Source organism: Streptomyces sp. NPDC036764 (assembly GCF_055609385.1).
The window spans coordinates 1-16,258 of the sequence record NZ_JBVJPT010000002.1 but is presented as its reverse complement, the minus strand read 5'-3'; the positions used below and the strand labels follow the sequence as shown (position 1 = coordinate 16,258).

Genomic DNA, 16,258 nt, shown 5'->3' with positions numbered 1-16,258 from the left:
TCGAGCCGGTGCAGGTGCAGGCACACGACCGTTCAGACGCTGCTCCGGCGGGCAGGTGCCCCGTCCGATCCACAGGGTCAGCCCCACGGGCTACAGGCATCACGATGGGTGCCTGTCCGAACAGCCATCAACGGAGCCAAATGGGCCGGTAGCATCCCGGCCATGCTGCACGTATTCGACATGGACGGCACTCTCCTTCCCGGAACGTCCGCGACCAGAGAGATGGCCAAGGTATTCGGCCACGCAACGCACATCGAGGCCTTGGAGAGGGACTTTGCCGCCGGTCGCATCGACACGCGGCAGTTCGCGCGGTCGATGTTCCGGCTATGGGGCCCGATGGACCCGGGGCGAGTCCGCATGGCGTTCGACGCGAGCCCGAAGATGAGACACATCCGTGAGGTTGTGGCAGACATTGGTGCGCGCGGACACCGTTCGGCAGTCATCACCATGTCTCCGCTGTGCTTCGCCGACCATTTCCGGGAACTGGGCTTCGACGAGGTGCACGGCTCGGTCTTCCCGCACTCGCCGCAAGCCGACATCAATATCAGGGCGATTCTCAGGCCAGACGACAAGCCCCTGCTCACGAAGGTCATGTGTGAACGGCACGGCTTCGCGCCCGACCGAGTCGTGGCGTACGGAGACTCGCTGTCAGACCGTCACCTGTTCGAGGTGGCGCCCGTATCCGTGGCTGTCAACGGCGACGCACATGTGCAGCCTCTTGCCTCGGTCGGCTACGCCGGACGCGATCTGTGGGAGGCTTACGAACTTGCGCTTTCCCGGTTGGCGCTGCCAAATCCATCCTGGTCGCCGTCGGCGGCGATCGGCACGGCACCACCGTATTCGGCGCGGAGTGGACCGATGCCGTCTCGCTCCGCGATTGGAAGAAGTCTTCGGGTGGGAAACTGAGCATCGTGGAGACACTCGCCGAGTGTGGCGAAAGAGGATGCAACTCGCCGCAGACCTCATCGCGTTCGTGCTCGCGCCGGCCTCTGCGATCCTCGTCTATTTGGTCTCTGGCCACCTGATGGCCATGCTGGTCGTCGTCTCGATGCTGGAGGCCGCCGTGATCGTTGTGCTCGGTGTGCAGATCGTCCTGTACGCGGATCTCAGGTCCTGAGGCCGTGGCGAATGATCGGTCCGTGCGCTGTTGTCTGCTCGTCAGACCGCATCCTGCGGTCGTGTCTGTCCAGACGAATGACCCCCATACTTCCTAGCGGACGCGGGGCTGAACAGTGGATGCGGTGCGGGGACCCGGCGTGGGCGAGGCACGCGGCGCGCGGGGACCCGTGCAGTTCATGGTCTCGATGAAGCTGACTGTTTCTGTCATGTCCGCCCGCTCGGTACGCAGCCGTGGCACGCCTTCCTTCTCGAATCCCACCGAGAGACCGCAGAACAGTATGAGCCCGTCATCAGCTCCTACTGTCTGGCTGACAGTCTTGCGAAACATGGTCCACATGACCTGGGGGCAGCTATGCAGCCCTTCTGCCCTCAACAGCAGCATGACCGTCTGCAAATACATCCCCGCGTCAGCCCACTGCCCGGGCCCCATATTGCGGTCGACGTAGCAGAACAGGACGACCGGCGCCCCGAACGCCTCCGAGTTCAAGGCGGCGATCTTCTTGGGTCTGTCGGGGTCGTCCCGTTCGATTCCCAGCGCTTTGTACCGCTGGGCGGCCGCGGCGGAAAAACGGTCCAGATACGGCGAGGTCAGTTCTGGCGGGTACATCGGATACTCCCGCTCATCACCCGGGTCTCCCGCCAGCGCCCTTGCCGTCGCGCGCATCTTCAGTTCGGCCAAGGGCTCGCCGGTCACGACATACACATGCCACGGCTGGAGGTTCCCGCTCGACGGAGCCCGCGCCGCTGCGGTCAGCACTCGTTCGAGTATCTCTTTGGACACCGGCTCATCGCTGAACGCCCGCACAGCCCTGCGACTGTCCACGGCCTCATACACATCCACGACTTCGCGTCCCCTCCCTCAACCGGCCCCCCTCTACCGTACTCAGCGGTCAGTGCCGAGCACCGCTACGCCCTGGGCAACTCCCGGACGATCAGTCCAGTCGTCGGTAGGGCTATGGGGGAAAGGTGACTTGACGGACGCTCAGTGGGAGCGGCTTCGGCCGCGGATGGGGGAGGGCGATCGTCGTCGGTACCGGTTCTCCGGGTGCCCGCACCCGCCCCCCGGCCGAGAGCCGAGGGGCGGGAACACATGAGCGTGGCGGTGATGATGAAGGGGGCTGCGGTTGTGCACAGACCGTCGACGCTCTCGATCGGCCGACTGACCGCACGCATCCGCTCGTCATCGGCCGAACATAGCCCGGCCGCAGGCGCGTTGCCCGGCCGTCACAGCGCCGCGGGAGCGAATCCGGATGTGTGCGGAGCCCTGATGCGGTGGAGGGTGACGGTGGTGGAGAAGGCCTCTTTGCCGTCCTGCGTGCCGGTCACCTGGATGCGGCGTCGGCCTTGGTCGGTGGGTGCGGCGTCATGTGCGACGACCTGGCACGGCTGGTCGAGTTCCACATAGTGCGAAAAGGTCGCGTCGAAGCCGACGGGGACGGTGTGGAGGGCTGGAACGGCGGCCGTCGCGGCCTGGCTGCAGGCTTCCAGGAGAAGCATCCCCGGCACGTGATCGTGAGCGTGGTCGAAGAGCACCGGGTGGTTGGTGTCGGCCCTCAACAGCCAGGTTCGGGGGGTGTTCGTGGCGGCGAGCACGACGTCGGAAGGGCGAAGGCGCCCTACCAGCGAAGCGTCAGTCGGAGGCGGGGCGGGTAATGCGCGGGCGGCGGCTTCCTTGACGTCCGCGTACCGGCCGCGCAGGCGGTCGTAGATGGCCGGAGGGTGGGCGGTGTAGCGCACACGGGCGGTCCCGAGGCGGCTCTCCCCGCGCGTGGCGGTGATCGACGCGGTCAGATGGAGCGATCCCATCCGTCGGCGTTTGACCGCGTCGTAGGTGACCTTGAGGTCCACCGGCGACGAGTCCGGCTGGGTGCGCAGGGCGTCCGGCTCGACGCTGGAGGTGAACTCCTCCCAGCCGAGGCGGTAGGACATGGGTACGTCGAAAGTGGTGTGGGCCAATAACGCCAAGGCCTGGCGGACGCTTTCGGTGAATATGTGCGGGCCGTGCGTCTCGGGGCTGAGCGTGTAGTAACGGTGGATGCCTGGCCATCGCGCGGTGACGGCATGTGTTCCGTCCCGCCCCGGTGACCACCTTGTGAGCAGTACCTCGGTGGGGTCAGTCTTGCCCACGTACGGGCCGAGATCGAGGAGTGGGTGCGCGGCACCGATGGTCATGTGATCCTTCCCGGAACGTCGTTGTTCGCGAGACGTCTCCATCTGGAGCCGCCTGGAACTAAAAAGTAGATACGATTATGTTTTCTGTCGAGAGGTATGGGAGGGCGCGCATGGGTCAAGTCGAGGGCAGGCGAACGGCGCCGAAGCAGGAGAGGGCGACGCGTACACGTGCCGAACTGTTGCGCGCGGCCGCGGAGGAGTTCGCCGAGCAGGGCTTCTCCCGGGCCACTCTCACCAGAATCACCGACCGGGCGGGGGTGACGCTGGGCGCGATGTACTTCCACTTCAGGAACAAGGAGGAGCTCGCCCGGGCGATCGTTCAGCAGCAGCCCGACCGGGTCGTTCCGTCGCTCGAGTCGACGGGGCTGCAGCACGCGGTGGATGTCACCGTGAGTTGGGCCCGCGGGGTGCTGGAGGACGTCTTTGTGCTGGCGGGCGCGCGACTGGTGATGGAGCAGGAGTTCTTCATCGGGTCGGCCCAGAACTCCCACGAGCAGTGGGCGCGCATTCTGGCCGAGGATCTGGCGCTCGCCCAGCGCAGGCGGGAGGTGCGAGCGGCCACGGACGTGGAGGCCGTGGCCCGTCTGGTCGTCAACGCGTGCACGGGAGCGCAGATGCATGCGTACCTTCAGACGCAGCGGCAGGACCTGCCCGAGCGTGTGATCGACATTTGGCGGTGCCTGCTTCCTGCCATCGCCACGCCGTCCACGCTCAAGACGATCGACATGACGGGAAGTGGTGAAACGTCTCAGTGAGCGGTTCGGGCGCCGACGCGGCGTCCGCGCGGGGAGAAGCGCGGCGAGATGCCTCGACCATGAGGGCGGGACGCCGAATGTGCGCGGCATGGTCACATGAAGCGAACATTCCATCCACGATGTTGTTCTGTGGGTGACGTCCACTCGCCGGTAAAGCGTTCAATCAACGGGGGATTGCATGCTCGAGGGAAAAACGATCATGATAACGGGCGCGTCCAGCGGGATCGGTGAGGCTGCCGCGCGGCTGTTTTCAGCGCAGGGAGCGCATGTGGTGCTGATGGCGCGCCGTGCGAATCTGCTCAAGAGGCTCGCCGACGAGCTGGTTGCCGACGGGGGACGCGCCGTCGCCGTGCCCGGTGACGTGACGTCGGCCGACGACGTGCGTCACGTCGTCGAAGAGGCCTTACGTCACTTCGGTCGGTTGGACGCGGCCTTCAACAACGCGGGATGGGGCACGGCGGGGCTCGCCGTTCACGAGGTTCCGGACACGCTGTACGACCAGATCATGGACGTGAACGTACGCGGGGTCTGGAACTGTCTGCGACACCAGATACCTCCCATGATCGAGCAAGGGGCGGGCGGGGCCATCGTGAACATGTCCAGCACGGCCGGGCAGTTCGCCACCGGCGCGGTGGCGCCCTATGTCGCCGCCAAACACGCCGTTCTGGGACTGACCAAGGCGGCCGCATCCGACTACGGCCGGCACGGGATCCGCGTCAACGCCCTCGTCGTGGGCAGCACCGCAACGCCACTGATGGAACAGGCGATCGAGACGATGGGGTCTGTCCAGCCGGCGGTCGCACGGGCCATCCAGCAGCGGCTCGCGCATCCCACGGAGGTGGCTCACGCGGCGGCTTGGCTGTGCAGCGGTTCCGCGTCGTTCGTCACCGGAGCCGCCCTGGCCGTCGACGGAGGGGTCGCCGCGATCTGACCGGCGGGTCCGGCGGGACACGCGGCGAGTGGGACGGCGACGGCGAGCGCGGCCCTGCGCTCGTCGTCGCTGATGCACGGCCTCATGCCGGCACAGGCTCCGCGGTGTGCGGCGCACAGTGCGATGTGTCGGAAAGGGTGCGGTAGGCATGGGCCGCGGACACCAGGGTCATGTAGTGGTGCCAGCCCGGGTAGGAGCGGCCCTCGAAGTCCTGCAGACCCAGATCCCGTTCCAGCACACGCACCGTCTCCGAGGCGCGCGCCTGGTACTCGACGAGCGAGGTGAGGTCCGTGGTGCGACGGCGCGTCATGTTGGTGATCCAGGTGATGCGGGGCCTGCGGGGATCGGCGAAGAGGCGAAACACATGCCGCTCCCGCGCGCCGGGCGTCGTCGCCGCGGGCAGGCGGACCAGGCAGTTCGACACGGCCGCGTCCCCTGCGGCGCCGAGTGCACGGCCGCCGGCGGATCGAGTGCGCAGATCCCCGGTGAACGACACGGTGTACTGAGCGCCCATGGGTGTGGCCGCCTGGTCCCGGCCACAGGCGTCCAGCGGCAGGACCGGAAAGTCGCCGGGCACGGCGATCACGAAGTCGTGCCGTCTGTAGGACAGCAGACGTACCAGCTCCTCGGCCTGCCTGCTGTCGTTCATGTCGGCCACCACAGGAGCCGGCGCCACGCCGATGCAGTGATGGAGCCGGTCCACCATGTCGAAGACATCGGCGCACATCGGAAGGGGCCGGGCCTCACCCGGAATCCGGGCCCGTCGGCGAAGGTGGGGGAGGAACCAGCGTTCGGGCAGATGGAGCCGCCAGTCGACGGGCACGGCGCCCGCGTCGTCGGACATGAACAAGCCGACGCCTACCTGGCAGTTGACGGTCTGCCCCAAGCGGGGGACGAACCGTCGGTGCACCCCGCACGAATGGTCCCCCCGCTTGGGCAGGACCGTCGTCGCGACCGTCCAGGCGCGCGGCCGCAGCCGCTCGTCGACCCAGCGGGCCAGCTCGTGCCGGACGGGCTCCCACTCCCAGGGGCTTGCGTTGACGAACTGCTGCAGGGACTGGGACGCCGTCGGCGAGTCGGTGACGGCGGCGGCCAGCCGCCGAACCGTCTTCTTGCCCGGCGGCGCGGTCAGTAACCCCAGCAGGTAGGCGCGTCCCCAACGCCGCTGGTCAGCACGCTGCAGATGAGTGAAGACGGTGTCCGCGAAGTCGGAGAACCGATCGGCGGAAACCGGCGCGTCGATGGACATCGGGCGGAGCGCGGGCATGTCGATCCTTTCTTGGGGACGCCTCTCAGCTCCACAAGAATAATTGGACCTACTATGTTTTTGACGAGTTGGGAATCGGACAACATGCCGTGGGGCAGGCTGCCATCAGCGCGAGGCCAGGGCGTCCGCCGCGGGCTGGAACAGGCCAACCCGCCCCTTGGTGTCCGGGAGTTGGACTTGCTGCAACCACCACGTGACCGCGACGCTGTGCGTCCCACCTGCGAGATCGCCCGGGATACCCGCATCGGCAGCCATGCCGCACGCCGTACCGACGACACCAGCCCGATGGCTGCCCTTCAGCACCGGCGAGGGCTGCCGCCCCCGGCGGTGCACAGTGTGGCCCCATGGGGCGTGACTGCAGCCTTCCCCTCACGGAAGTTCACCCGCCGTCGCACCGACGGCTAGCGAGCGCCCCCGGAGCATCACATGCAGGCAAGAGCAGCGCGAACACGACAGGCCCTGCTGTGCGCGGCCGCCTCGGAATTCGACCGCCACGGCTATGCCGCCACATCGATGGCACAGGTGTGCAAGGCGGCGGGGATAACGACCGGCGCCCTCACCTTCCACTTCGGGACCAAGGGCGAGCTGGCCGATGCCGTCCAGGAATACGGATGCCGGACCATACGCGCTGCCGTCGACCGGGTGAAGACCGCTCCGCGTCCGGCACTTGAACTCGTGGTCGAACTGACGGTCTGCCTTGCTCGACTGCTGGAGGACGACGCCTGTGTACGGTGCGCCGCGCGGCTCTCCCGCGAGCGCCCCGGATCCGCCCCCGGCTGGCCCGCCTGCTGGCTGCCGGACATTCGCGAACTCGCCCATCGCGCGCAGCGCGCCGGCCAGTTGCGCGCGGGCACACCCCCTGCCGCGGTCGCCAGTCTCGCCACGTGCCTGCTCCTCGGGACCGAGGTGCGCACCCGCGCCGCCCTCGAAGCCGAAGCCGCGCCGGACGGGGCCGGGCAGCTCCAAGAGCTGTGGGGTCTCGCCCTCAACGGCATCTGTCTCGATCGCGAGGGATGATCCGCCGGCCCCACCTCCCTCGGTGCTCGCGTGCGGCGCCCCCATCCCCTATTCGGTGACGCGCCCGCAACTTGGGCAGGTCGATATTGCCACCACGGTGGCGAGCGTATATCTCGGACCCTCATTTCACGGTGTGACCCAAAGTGGACGGCGAATGTCACGTATCCACCTCGTCCCGACCTGGGGACGCAACGAGGATTTAACTCGCCAAGCACCGGAACGGAGCCCCGGCTGAGATAACCGTCAGCCCTATTTGGCATGCCCGCACATCGGTCCGAGGAGGGTTCATGGCGAAAGCTGAACGCATTGACGCAGTCGTCGTCGGCGGCGGAATCGCCGGGTCGGCGCTGGCAGCGGCCCTGGCGGGCGACGGACACGAGGTACTGCTCCTTGAGCGACAGACCATCTACCGGGACAAGGTCCGAGGCGAAGTCATCAACTGCTGGGGCGTGGAAGAACTTCTCCAACTGGGCCTGGAGGAAGCCATCCTCAAGGCCGGTGGAACCTACGTGGACCGCTTCATCGGCTTTGATGAGATCGTGGACCCGGAAACCGCCAGGGAAAAGGCACTGCCACTTGATGAAATGCTTCCGGGAATTCGCGGAGTTCTCGACGTAGGACACCCCGAGGCGTGCGAGGCACTCGCCAACGCCGCCGAGGAGGCGGGCGCCACGGTGGTGCGCGGGGTGGGGGACGTCCTGGTGACCGGCGGTCCCGACCCCCGTGTGCGCTACGAACACAACGACCTCGAGTACGACGTCCCCTGCCGCCTCGTGGTGGGCGCCGACGGACGGATGTCCACCGTGCGCCGGCAACTGGGCATCGGGCTGACCCAGACCCCACCGAACTCCCTCGGCGGCGGGATGCTGGTGGAGGACCTGCACGACTGGCCCGTGAACGTCACCTCGGTCGGCACCGAAGGCGACCTGCTGTACTTCGTGTTCCCCCGCGAGGGCGGCCGCGCCCGGCTGTACCTGTTGCACGACGTGTCACAGAAGGGCCGTTTCACCGGACCCGACCGCCACAACGAATTCCTGCGGGCCTTCCAACTCGACTGCATCCCCGACAGCGAGATGTTCGCCGAGGCCACCCCCGCCGCCGTCTGCGCCTTCTACCCGATGAACGACGCCTGGGCCGACACACCCTACGCACCCGGCGCGGTACTGGTCGGCGACGCGGCCGGATGGTCCGACCCGGTCATCGGGCAGGGGCTGTCCATCGCATTGCGGGACGCGCGGATGGTGCGCGACTGCCTGCGCTCCTCCGCCGCCTGGGAGCCGAACAGCCTGGAACCCTACGCACGCGAGCGCGAAGTGCGTATGCACCGCCTGCGGATCTCCGGCTCGGTCCGCACCACGATGAACATGACCTTCACCCCGCAAGGCAAGGACCGCCGCAGCGCGTACGCCGAGGTCTGGCCCACCGACCCGGTGCTGGCGGGCTCGCGGCTCGCCACCTTCAAGGGCCCCTTCCACGTACCCGCCGAGTCCTTCGCCCCGGAGGTCATCGAGCGCCTCTTCGCCCTGGGATGAGACGGCGCCACCCCGATCTCCCCCTCGCACACACGAACAACCCCGCCCTGCTCCCGGGCGTGGCGTACACGAGAGGAATCGCATGCACGTCAAGACCGCGGCCGACGACGAACTGATCCGCAAGAACGGCTGTGACATCCGCCAGCTCTACCCCTGGTCCGGTGTCGTCACCCCGCCCTGGAACAGCACTCTGTGCTCCATCCGTCCCGAGGAAGCCAGCACCGCGCACAGCCACGACACCGACGAAACGTTCATCTTCATCAGCGGACAGGGACACGCACGCGTCGGGGAGGAAGAGCGCAACGTCGCGCCGGGCGACGTCATCTACATCCCGCACGGCACCCGCCACATCGTCACCAACACCAGCGCGCACGACCCGCTGACCTTCGTCAGCATCTACTGGCTGCAGCCCACACAGGCACGAGAGGGGGACGTCTCGGAATGACCGACACCCCGAACGGCGGCGCTCACGGCCCACGACGTGTCAACGTCACCTTCTCCCCACCCACCCCCAACGGCGACCTGCACCTCGGACACCTGTCCGGGCCGGTGCTCGCCAGCGATGTATGTGCCCGCTCCCAGAAGCTCCAGGGCCACGACGTGGCCTTCGGAACCAGCACCGACGACAATCAGACCTACGTCGTCACCACGGCCGAACGGCTGGACACGGACCCCGAGTCACTCATCCGGCTCGCCTTCGACGGTGTCACCAAGACCCTGGAGCTGGCCGCCGTCGACGTCGACCTCTTCGAACGCCCCGACGCCGACTACACCGCCTTCGCCAAGGACTTCTTCACCCATCTGTGGCAGCACGGGGCCTTCGACCGGCGCGAGGTGGAGCTGCCCTACGACGCCGCGACCGACACCTACAAGGCCGAGGCCTTCGTCACGGGGCGCTGCCCCACCTGCCTGGCACACGCCCGAGCCGGCGTCTGTGAGGCGTGCGGCCTCTACAACCTGCCCGGCGCACTGCTGCCCGTGGCCGACTCGGCCTCGGCCCTGCCTCGTCGACCGGTCTCCATCTGGGTTCTGGACCTGGAGCGCTACCGGTCGATGCTCACCAACTGGTACCGGTCCTCGGACGTGACCCTGCGACCCGATCTGGACCGCGTGGTCGCGCAGACCCTCGCGGGACCCCTGCCGTACATCCCGATCACCTATCCCAGCACCTGGGGGATAGCGGTGGACTGGGACGGGCTCGACAGCCTTCCGCAGGCCATCAACGCCTGGCCGGAGATCTACGTCGGCCACCTGTACTGGCTGCAGCGAGCCCGCGAGGGCCGCCAGGCCGGCTGCGACGAACTGGTCCAGTTCATCGGGATCGACAACGGCTTCTACAACGCCTTCGTCTACGTGGCGCTGTCGCTGCTCGCCGTTCGGCACGGACTGCCGGTCGAGCTGCCCAGGACCCGCACCCTCACCAACCAGTACTACCTGCTGGAGGGCCGCAAGTTCTCCACCAGCAAGGGCGATGTCCGCTGGGCGGGAGAGTTCCTGGAAAGCGTCGGCCGTGACCGCGCCCGCTTCGTGCTGTCCCTGACCAGCCCCGAACTGCAGCAGTCCGAATTCAGCGAGCCGGTGGCCGAGTCCACCCTGGCCACCCGGTTCGACAACCCCTTGGCGACCATCGCGACCACCCTCACCGCCGCATTGACCGGGCGCCGCGTCGACGCCGAACCCTCGGACTGGTGGAAGGCCGCTCTGCGGGCATCGCGCCAACGCTTCGAGGACGCCTACCGGTTGGAGACGTTCTCCATCCGCAAGGCAGCCGAGGCACTCGCCCTGCACCTGGAGACGCTCGCCCTGCGCTGCGAGGCGCTGGACGTCGACGACCCCGGTGACGTCTGCGGAGCCCTGCAGTTCCTGTGGACCCTGCGCACCCTGGCCTGGCCCCTCACACCGGACCTGTGCGAGGACGTGTCCACCGCGTTCGGCGCCCCCTCCACCGTGGGCAACCCCCCTCTGCTCGACGCACTCGACGACCGGCCCCAGGGCCCCTTCAACGGCCTCGACACCGCCGGCGCTCCCCGCGCCGCAGCCGGTGACGCAACGGCCGCCTGATCCCGTACCCCAACCCCCACCCTCCCCGGAACGCATCGCATCGCGCCGACCGGCACACCCGCACGCCCCAAAGGAGTCACATCATGCTGCGCACCTTCATGCACTCGAAGATCCACCGCGCGACCGTCACCGACAGCAACCTCAACTACGTCGGTTCCATCACCATCTCGCCCGAACTGCTGGAGGCCGCCGGGATAGGCGTCCACGAGCTGGTCCACGTCGTCAACATCAACAACGGCGCCCGGTTCGAGACGTACACCATCCTGGACGACGCCGACGAGCCGCCGGCCGGGCAGATCGTCATCAACGGCGCGGCGGCACGCCTCGTCCAGCCCGGGGACAAGGTCATCATCATCAGCTACGCGCAGCTCACCGAAGAGGAGCAGACGGGCTTCAAGTCCCGTGTGGTGCACGTCGACGGGGCGAACCAGATCACGGAGACCACCCTGCTGAGCGGCTGACGCGCACCACCCGGACACCCAGGCAGGACCCGCCGTATCGGCAACGGGACGCCGCGACGTGCCGGCGTCCCGGTCGGCGGCCCGGCACCATCCGCAACCGGTGGTTCCCACCGCCTTACCTGCGTTCCCGCACGGACGACGAGTCGAGGATGCGTGACCTGTGAAACAACACGTCCACCCCATCATCGGGATAGGTTTCGGACCGGCGAATCTCTCCTTGGCCGTCAGGCTCGAGGAGCTCGGCTGCCTGGCGGACGCCCACTTCATCGAGCGCTCCGACCACTTCCAATGGCAGGACGAGCAACTGCTGCCCGGCGCGGACATCCAGAACAACCCGTTCCGCGATCTGGTCATGCCGCGGAACCAGGACAGCTCCCACACGTTCGTCAAGTACCTGGCCGCACGCGGCGCACTGACCGACTACCTCCATCTGAACGCCAAGTTCCCGCTGCGCCGTGAGTACGCGGACTACCTCGCCTGGGTCGCCGATTCGTTCGCCGACTCGGTGGACTACGGACACGGTGCCGCACAACTCACCCTCGTCGACGACCGGGACGACGGCGAACTGTTCAGCGTCGAGACCGAAGAAGGCCGGCGTTACCTCGGCCGTACGGTCATCGTCGGCACCGGGCGCTCCGCACGCGTCCCGCATCCCTTCCCGGCGAGTGTGGGAGACACCGTCTTCCACTCCTCCCGCTATCTGTCATCCATCAACGCCCTGGCACAGCGGGACATCCGTGCGGTGGTCGTCGGCGCGAGCCAGAGTGCCATCGAGATCGTGCTGGACCTCCTGGAACGCCCCAACGTACGCAAGGTCACCTCCGTCCACCGCAGCATCGGCTTCCGGCTCAAGGACACCAGCCCCTACAGCCGGCAGGTGTTCCTGCCGGACTTCGTCGACTACTTCCACCCGCTGCCCACCGCGGCCAAACGACGTCTGCGCGCCGAGCTGCGCTCCATCAACTACGCCGCCTGCGACCAGGACGTGATCGACCGGCTCGTCGGCATCCAGCGCGAGTACGACCTCATCGGCTCGGACCGACTAAGCCTGCGGCCCTTCACCGAGGTCACCGACATCGAGACCTCCTCCGACGGCTCCCACCGCCTGGCCGTACGGGACATCAACCATCTCACCCATGACACCCTCGACGCCGACGTCGTCATCCTGGCCACCGGGTTCAGGGACTTCGGCACCGGACCGGGCGACGAGCCGTATCACCCCCTGCTCGAGGACGTCGCCCATCGCCTCCCGCTCGACGACGAGGGCATCCCCTTCGTGGGACGGGACTACGGGATCGACCTCAAGGCACCCGAAGGCGCCCGCCCGTTGAAGATCTATCTCAACGGGCTGTGCGAGGCCAGTCACGGGATGGGCGACGCGGGGGCCCTGGCCATGCTGTCCGCACGCGCTTCCGACATCGCGGCGTCACTGCTGAGTTCCGACCTCCACGAACGGGCGGTTCGGTGACCGTGTCATCCAACTCCGCGGATGTCGCGATCGTCGGCGGAGGGATCATGGGACTGGCCACCGCCGAGCGGCTCACGGCTCAGGGCGCCTCCGTGATCGTCGTGGACGAAGCGGGAGCGAGCGGCGGTGCCACGAGTGCCTCCGGCGGCCTGGTGCGTGCCTTCGATCCCGACGGCACACATGCCGACTGGGCCGCCTTCAGTTGGGCCCGGTACCGGGCACGCGGCTGGCGCGGAACCTGGCCCGCACTGCGTGAACACGGCAGCCTGACTCTGATCGACCAACGCGAAGTGACCAGGGCGAAAGCCGCCCTGGAGGCCGCGAGGGCCGGATCGGACGCCACCTGCGATGCGGAGCACGAGGCCGACATCCTCACCGCGGACGAGATCACCCGGCGTTTTCCCGACCTCAAGGTGCCCGACAACCTGCTCGGGGTTCTCGAACCGCACGCCGGATGGTTGCCTGCCGCGGACGTCGCCGAGGCCCTGCGCCACGACGCCGGCGCCGCACTGCGCCTGCACACCACCCGGGCCACCGGCCTGATCCACTCCTCCTCGCGGATCCGCGGCGTGCACACCGCACTCGGGCCCGTGTACGCCGACGCGGTCCTGCTGGCCGCCGGAGTCGGCAGCACGGCCCTGGCCGCGACGGTGGGCGTGCACCTGCCGCTGCGGACGAGGGCGATCAGCTACTGCCTGTTCCAGTGCGAGAAACCCGGTGGTCTGCCCACCGTCGTCGACCGCACCACCGGCGCGTGGCTGCGGCAGTGGGGTGCCGACGACACCGTCCTGGCCGGGGTGGTCTCGTCCCGCACCGATGTGCCGGCCGCCGTGGAACCAGCCGTGCCGGCCGCCGAGGAACGACGTATCCGCACCGTCATCCGGCACCGCTATCCGCAGCTCGCGCACGCCCGGGCCGTGGGAGGTGTCACCGCCTACGACGCCCTCACCACCGATGGACCGGGAGCGGTGACGGCCTGGCCGCACCCGCGCGGCCTGGTCACCGCTGTGGGCTGGAACGGAGGCGGATTCAAACTCGCCCCCGCCGTCGGCCACCACACCGCCGCCAAGCTCCTCGAGGTGCTGAACCGATGACGGACGTGACAGGCTGGCGCCTCAACTCCACCGACGAGATGCTGCACCAGGCCGCGACCACGCTCGGCTCCTCCCGCATCGTCCAGGTCCTGTGGCGGCTGCCCACGCCGCCCTCCGACGAGGCGCTCCAGGCCGAGTGGGAACGGCTGAACGACGGGCTGCTCAGCCGCCGGGCGGTGAGCGCCCAGGTCCCTGGCGCCCGGCGTCGTTGGGTGCGGGCCGCCAACACCCACCCCCTGCACCTGGACCGTCACGCGCTGACCGACGCCACCGCACCCCAGTGGATCGACAGTCAGGTCCAGGTTCCGTTGCCCGCCGACTCCACGGCCCTGTGGCGGCTGGCCGCCGCGCCTTACGAGGACGGCTGCCTCGTCTCCCTCACGGTGCCGCACTTCCGCAGCGACGGCGTGGGCCTGCTCAACGCCATCGCCGCCCGCACCCCGGCACGCCGACCCCCGGACAGCGACGCCGCCGACGCGCTGGACCAGACGACCCGCGCCATCACCGAGACGGCACGATGGTCCCTGCGTCTGGCCCGTGACCCGCGGCAGCGCGCACTGGTCAGGGCCGCACTGCGGCCGCGTCCCGCCTCGGTCGGCCCGACGGCGCGGCCACGGTTCTTCAACACGGTCATCCTCGCCGTGGACGCGGCAGCATGGCAGGAGCAGGCCGGCCGCCACGGGGGCACGCCCAACAGCCTCTTCGTGGAGATGGCCGCCAACCTCGTCCGGACCCGGGTGCCGCGGGCCCCGCACGACGGCGTCGACGTCGGCATCCCGATGAGTACGCGCCGCCCCGTCGGCGACGAACGGGCCAACGCCTTGGTCGTGGTGCCGCTCGGCCTGCCGGGCGGTCTCGCGCACCACGGCGACCTGCACCGGACCCGGCAGGCGACGAAGACGCTGCTCCAGGGCTCCGGGGCGCACAGCGCCACACTGGTGCCCGAACCGCTGTGGCACCTGCTGCCGGCCCGCCGGGCCGCCGCGCTGAAGAACCCCGGGGCACAGCAGACGGATGTGGTGGCCTCCAACTTCGGAGACGCACCCGACGCCGTGGTCGAGTTCGCCGGCCGCACCGCCGACTCCGTGGCGCTCCGCACCATGAACGTCCCCGGACTCGTGCCGGACAGGGCGCGGCTGCGGGCGTCGCTCTGTCTGCTCCGCGTGGGTCAGCAGATGACCGTGACGGTCACCGGCATGCCCGATCACTTCGGCGACCCCGCCCAGTTGCGCCGCCTGGTCACCGAGGAACTGGCGGCCTGGGGACTGACGGCGCGGCCGTGGTGGTCCACGACAGCTCACGAAGCGAAGGAAGGCTGAACGATGTCTGCGCCCGAGCACCCCGCCAACCCCGAGCGTTGGTTTCGCACCCGCCCTGACTCCTCCGTGCTGGCGCGCCCGCGGCTGCTGGCCCGTTCGCTGATCGACGTCGCCGAGCTGGACGAGCAGATCGACTACTACGAGCGTCTGCTCGGGTCACCGGCCGATCTGCGGATGCCCATTCCCGACTTCGGCGGGCTGGAACTGGCCGCCATAGGGAACCTGCTGCTGATCGCCAGTGCCCGCGGCTTCACACCGATCCAGCGACAGACCTCCTACTCCCTGATCGTCCCGTCGCTCGCAGCCCAGTTGGATCTGCTGACCGACACCGGCACCACTGTCCTGGAGCCGACCGAGTCCATCCTGCCGGGGGCCCGAGCCCGGGTGCGCTATCCGGACGGCACCTTGGCCGAGTTGGTCGAGCACCGTCCCTGGCAAGGTGAGCGGCCCCGCCCTGCCGCCCCCGGTGCGACGCGTGCCGATCTTCCGGCCACCGGAGTGCGGCTGCTGGCCCGTCACGCCGTGCACGACGCGGACTTCCTCGATACCGTCCGGCTCTACGAGGCTCTGTTGCAGGTGCCGGCCGTCACCCAACCCCGGCTGAGCGGGCCCGCCGCGGCACGAGCGGCCATCGTGGGAAACCTGCTCGTCGTCGGCCTGCCGACGCCGATGCCGGACGACGTGCCAGAGCCCCGAGTGGCTCTGATCGTGTCCGAGGCGGACGCGACCGACTCAGGCCCCTCACCGTGGGCGGACGCGCGGGCCCACGGACACCGCGACGCCAACGCGGGAACCGTCGTGCTCACCGGGGACATGACCGCCGAGATCTGGAGCGAAGAGCTCGGCAGTTCCCGGAAGACCTCCCGGGCGCCGATGGGGGTCGGCCGTGAGTGACCTCGGGCACGTCGCTGAGGCGACACCTGAACTGCCCGTCTCAGGAGGGCGGCTCGGCGCCAAACCGACACGTCGGCTGGACCGGGTGATCATTCGTTTCGCGGGGGACTCGGGTGACGGTATGCAGCTCACCGGGGACCGTTTCACTTCGGAGACGGCGACGTTCGG

General features: G+C 68.6%; 16 protein-coding genes. 13 read left to right on the top strand and 3 right to left on the bottom strand.

Translation table 11 applies throughout. From position 1 onward, the window contains the following. Positions 1 to 162 precede the first annotated feature (162 nt). Both ACZ69Q_RS11675 and ACZ69Q_RS11670 read left to right on the top strand, forming a co-directional pair. A complete protein-coding gene (locus ACZ69Q_RS11675; protein WP_471040331.1) occupies positions 163 to 906 on the top strand; it encodes an HAD family hydrolase in 744 nt (247 codons plus the stop codon). Between the two features lie 37 nt (positions 907 to 943). Beyond that, on the top strand, positions 944 to 1,117 hold the full coding sequence (locus ACZ69Q_RS11670) for a hypothetical protein (protein ID WP_471040329.1): 174 nt from the start codon (positions 944 to 946) through the stop codon (positions 1,115 to 1,117). A gap of 93 nt (positions 1,118 to 1,210) precedes the next feature. On the opposite strand, the gene ACZ69Q_RS11665 is transcribed toward ACZ69Q_RS11670, so the two are convergent. Beyond that, positions 1,211 to 1,960, bottom strand: coding sequence for a nitroreductase (locus tag ACZ69Q_RS11665; protein WP_471040328.1), 750 nt, complete (start codon positions 1,958 to 1,960; stop codon positions 1,211 to 1,213). 383 nt (positions 1,961 to 2,343) lie between these two features. After that, on the bottom strand, positions 2,344 to 3,291 hold the full coding sequence (locus ACZ69Q_RS11660) for a ScbA/BarX family gamma-butyrolactone biosynthesis protein (RefSeq protein ID WP_471040326.1): 948 nt from the start codon (positions 3,289 to 3,291) through the stop codon (positions 2,344 to 2,346). 110 nt (positions 3,292 to 3,401) lie between these two features. Here ACZ69Q_RS11660 and ACZ69Q_RS11655 point away from each other — a divergent pair, with 110 nt between their 5' ends. Next, positions 3,402 to 4,046 carry a ScbR family autoregulator-binding transcription factor gene (locus tag ACZ69Q_RS11655; RefSeq protein WP_471040324.1) on the top strand — a complete coding sequence of 215 codons (645 nt, stop codon included), beginning with the start codon at positions 3,402 to 3,404 and terminating at the stop codon, positions 4,044 to 4,046. Between the two features lie 199 nt (positions 4,047 to 4,245). Continuing rightward, positions 4,246 to 4,977, top strand: coding sequence for an SDR family NAD(P)-dependent oxidoreductase (locus ACZ69Q_RS11650; RefSeq protein ID WP_471040322.1), 732 nt, complete (start codon positions 4,246 to 4,248; stop codon positions 4,975 to 4,977). An 82-nt stretch (positions 4,978 to 5,059) separates the two neighbouring features. On the opposite strand, the gene ACZ69Q_RS11645 is transcribed toward ACZ69Q_RS11650, so the two are convergent. Further along, positions 5,060 to 6,244, bottom strand: coding sequence for an IS701 family transposase (locus ACZ69Q_RS11645; protein WP_471040319.1), 1,185 nt, complete (start codon positions 6,242 to 6,244; stop codon positions 5,060 to 5,062). Between the two features lie 426 nt (positions 6,245 to 6,670). On the opposite strand from ACZ69Q_RS11645, the gene ACZ69Q_RS11640 reads away from it, so the two are divergent. The 9 genes from ACZ69Q_RS11640 (at position 6,671) to ACZ69Q_RS11600 (ending at position 16,090) form a co-directional block, all read left to right on the top strand. Then, positions 6,671 to 7,261, top strand: coding sequence for a TetR family transcriptional regulator (locus tag ACZ69Q_RS11640; protein WP_471040317.1), 591 nt, complete (start codon positions 6,671 to 6,673; stop codon positions 7,259 to 7,261). A 287-nt stretch (positions 7,262 to 7,548) separates the two neighbouring features. Continuing rightward, entirely contained in the window at positions 7,549 to 8,793 is a 1,245-nt protein-coding gene (locus ACZ69Q_RS11635) for an FAD-dependent monooxygenase (RefSeq protein ID WP_471040315.1), read from the top strand. A gap of 82 nt (positions 8,794 to 8,875) precedes the next feature. Further along, positions 8,876 to 9,238 carry a cupin domain-containing protein gene (locus ACZ69Q_RS11630; RefSeq protein WP_471040314.1) on the top strand — a complete coding sequence of 121 codons (363 nt, stop codon included), beginning with the start codon at positions 8,876 to 8,878 and terminating at the stop codon, positions 9,236 to 9,238. After that, the gene (locus ACZ69Q_RS11625) at positions 9,235 to 10,854 is read left to right on the top strand and encodes a class I tRNA ligase family protein (RefSeq protein ID WP_471040312.1); all 1,620 of its coding nucleotides are present in this window, start codon (positions 9,235 to 9,237) and stop codon (positions 10,852 to 10,854) included. The genes ACZ69Q_RS11630 and ACZ69Q_RS11625 overlap by 4 nt, the downstream gene beginning before the upstream one ends. An 83-nt stretch (positions 10,855 to 10,937) precedes the next feature. Next, positions 10,938 to 11,315, top strand: a complete 378-nt coding sequence (gene panD / locus ACZ69Q_RS11620) for an aspartate 1-decarboxylase (protein WP_471040310.1) — start codon at positions 10,938 to 10,940, stop codon at positions 11,313 to 11,315. 160 nt (positions 11,316 to 11,475) lie between these two features. After that, complete coding sequence (locus tag ACZ69Q_RS11615) at positions 11,476 to 12,783, top strand: SidA/IucD/PvdA family monooxygenase (protein ID WP_471040307.1); 1,308 nt, start codon at positions 11,476 to 11,478, stop codon at positions 12,781 to 12,783. After that, positions 12,780 to 13,877 (top strand): NAD(P)/FAD-dependent oxidoreductase, encoded by a 1,098-nt coding sequence (locus tag ACZ69Q_RS11610; protein ID WP_471040304.1) that lies wholly within the window; start codon positions 12,780 to 12,782, stop codon positions 13,875 to 13,877. The genes ACZ69Q_RS11615 and ACZ69Q_RS11610 overlap by 4 nt, the downstream gene beginning before the upstream one ends. Further along, complete coding sequence (locus ACZ69Q_RS11605; protein ID WP_471040303.1) at positions 13,874 to 15,196, top strand: hypothetical protein; 1,323 nt, start codon at positions 13,874 to 13,876, stop codon at positions 15,194 to 15,196. The genes ACZ69Q_RS11610 and ACZ69Q_RS11605 overlap by 4 nt, the downstream gene beginning before the upstream one ends. A 3-nt stretch (positions 15,197 to 15,199) precedes the next feature. Beyond that, positions 15,200 to 16,090: a VOC family protein gene (locus tag ACZ69Q_RS11600; RefSeq protein ID WP_471040300.1), complete on the top strand. Its 891-nt coding sequence runs from the start codon at positions 15,200 to 15,202 to the stop codon at positions 16,088 to 16,090. Positions 16,091 to 16,258 lie beyond the last annotated feature (168 nt).

What these genes read in the sequence shown, in the direction of transcription:
- ACZ69Q_RS11660 (WP_471040326.1), bottom strand. Translation starts at nt 3,291, where the DNA reads ATGACCATCGGTGCCGCGCACCCACTCCTCGATCTCGGCCCGTACGTG.
- ACZ69Q_RS11600 (WP_471040300.1), top strand. Translation starts at nt 15,200, where the DNA reads ATGTCTGCGCCCGAGCACCCCGCCAACCCCGAGCGTTGGTTTCGCACC.
- ACZ69Q_RS11625 (WP_471040312.1), top strand. Translation starts at nt 9,235, where the DNA reads ATGACCGACACCCCGAACGGCGGCGCTCACGGCCCACGACGTGTCAAC.
- ACZ69Q_RS11675 (WP_471040331.1), top strand. Translation starts at nt 163, where the DNA reads ATGCTGCACGTATTCGACATGGACGGCACTCTCCTTCCCGGAACGTCC.
- ACZ69Q_RS11630 (WP_471040314.1), top strand. Translation starts at nt 8,876, where the DNA reads ATGCACGTCAAGACCGCGGCCGACGACGAACTGATCCGCAAGAACGGC.
- ACZ69Q_RS11655 (WP_471040324.1), top strand. Translation starts at nt 3,402, where the DNA reads ATGGGTCAAGTCGAGGGCAGGCGAACGGCGCCGAAGCAGGAGAGGGCG.
- ACZ69Q_RS11650 (WP_471040322.1), top strand. Translation starts at nt 4,246, where the DNA reads ATGATAACGGGCGCGTCCAGCGGGATCGGTGAGGCTGCCGCGCGGCTG.
- ACZ69Q_RS11670 (WP_471040329.1), top strand. Translation starts at nt 944, where the DNA reads ATGCAACTCGCCGCAGACCTCATCGCGTTCGTGCTCGCGCCGGCCTCT.
- ACZ69Q_RS11635 (WP_471040315.1), top strand. Translation starts at nt 7,549, where the DNA reads ATGGCGAAAGCTGAACGCATTGACGCAGTCGTCGTCGGCGGCGGAATC.
- ACZ69Q_RS11645 (WP_471040319.1), bottom strand. Translation starts at nt 6,244, where the DNA reads ATGCCCGCGCTCCGCCCGATGTCCATCGACGCGCCGGTTTCCGCCGAT.
- panD (WP_471040310.1), top strand. Translation starts at nt 10,938, where the DNA reads ATGCTGCGCACCTTCATGCACTCGAAGATCCACCGCGCGACCGTCACC.
- ACZ69Q_RS11605 (WP_471040303.1), top strand. Translation starts at nt 13,874, where the DNA reads ATGACGGACGTGACAGGCTGGCGCCTCAACTCCACCGACGAGATGCTG.
- ACZ69Q_RS11640 (WP_471040317.1), top strand. Translation starts at nt 6,671, where the DNA reads ATGCAGGCAAGAGCAGCGCGAACACGACAGGCCCTGCTGTGCGCGGCC.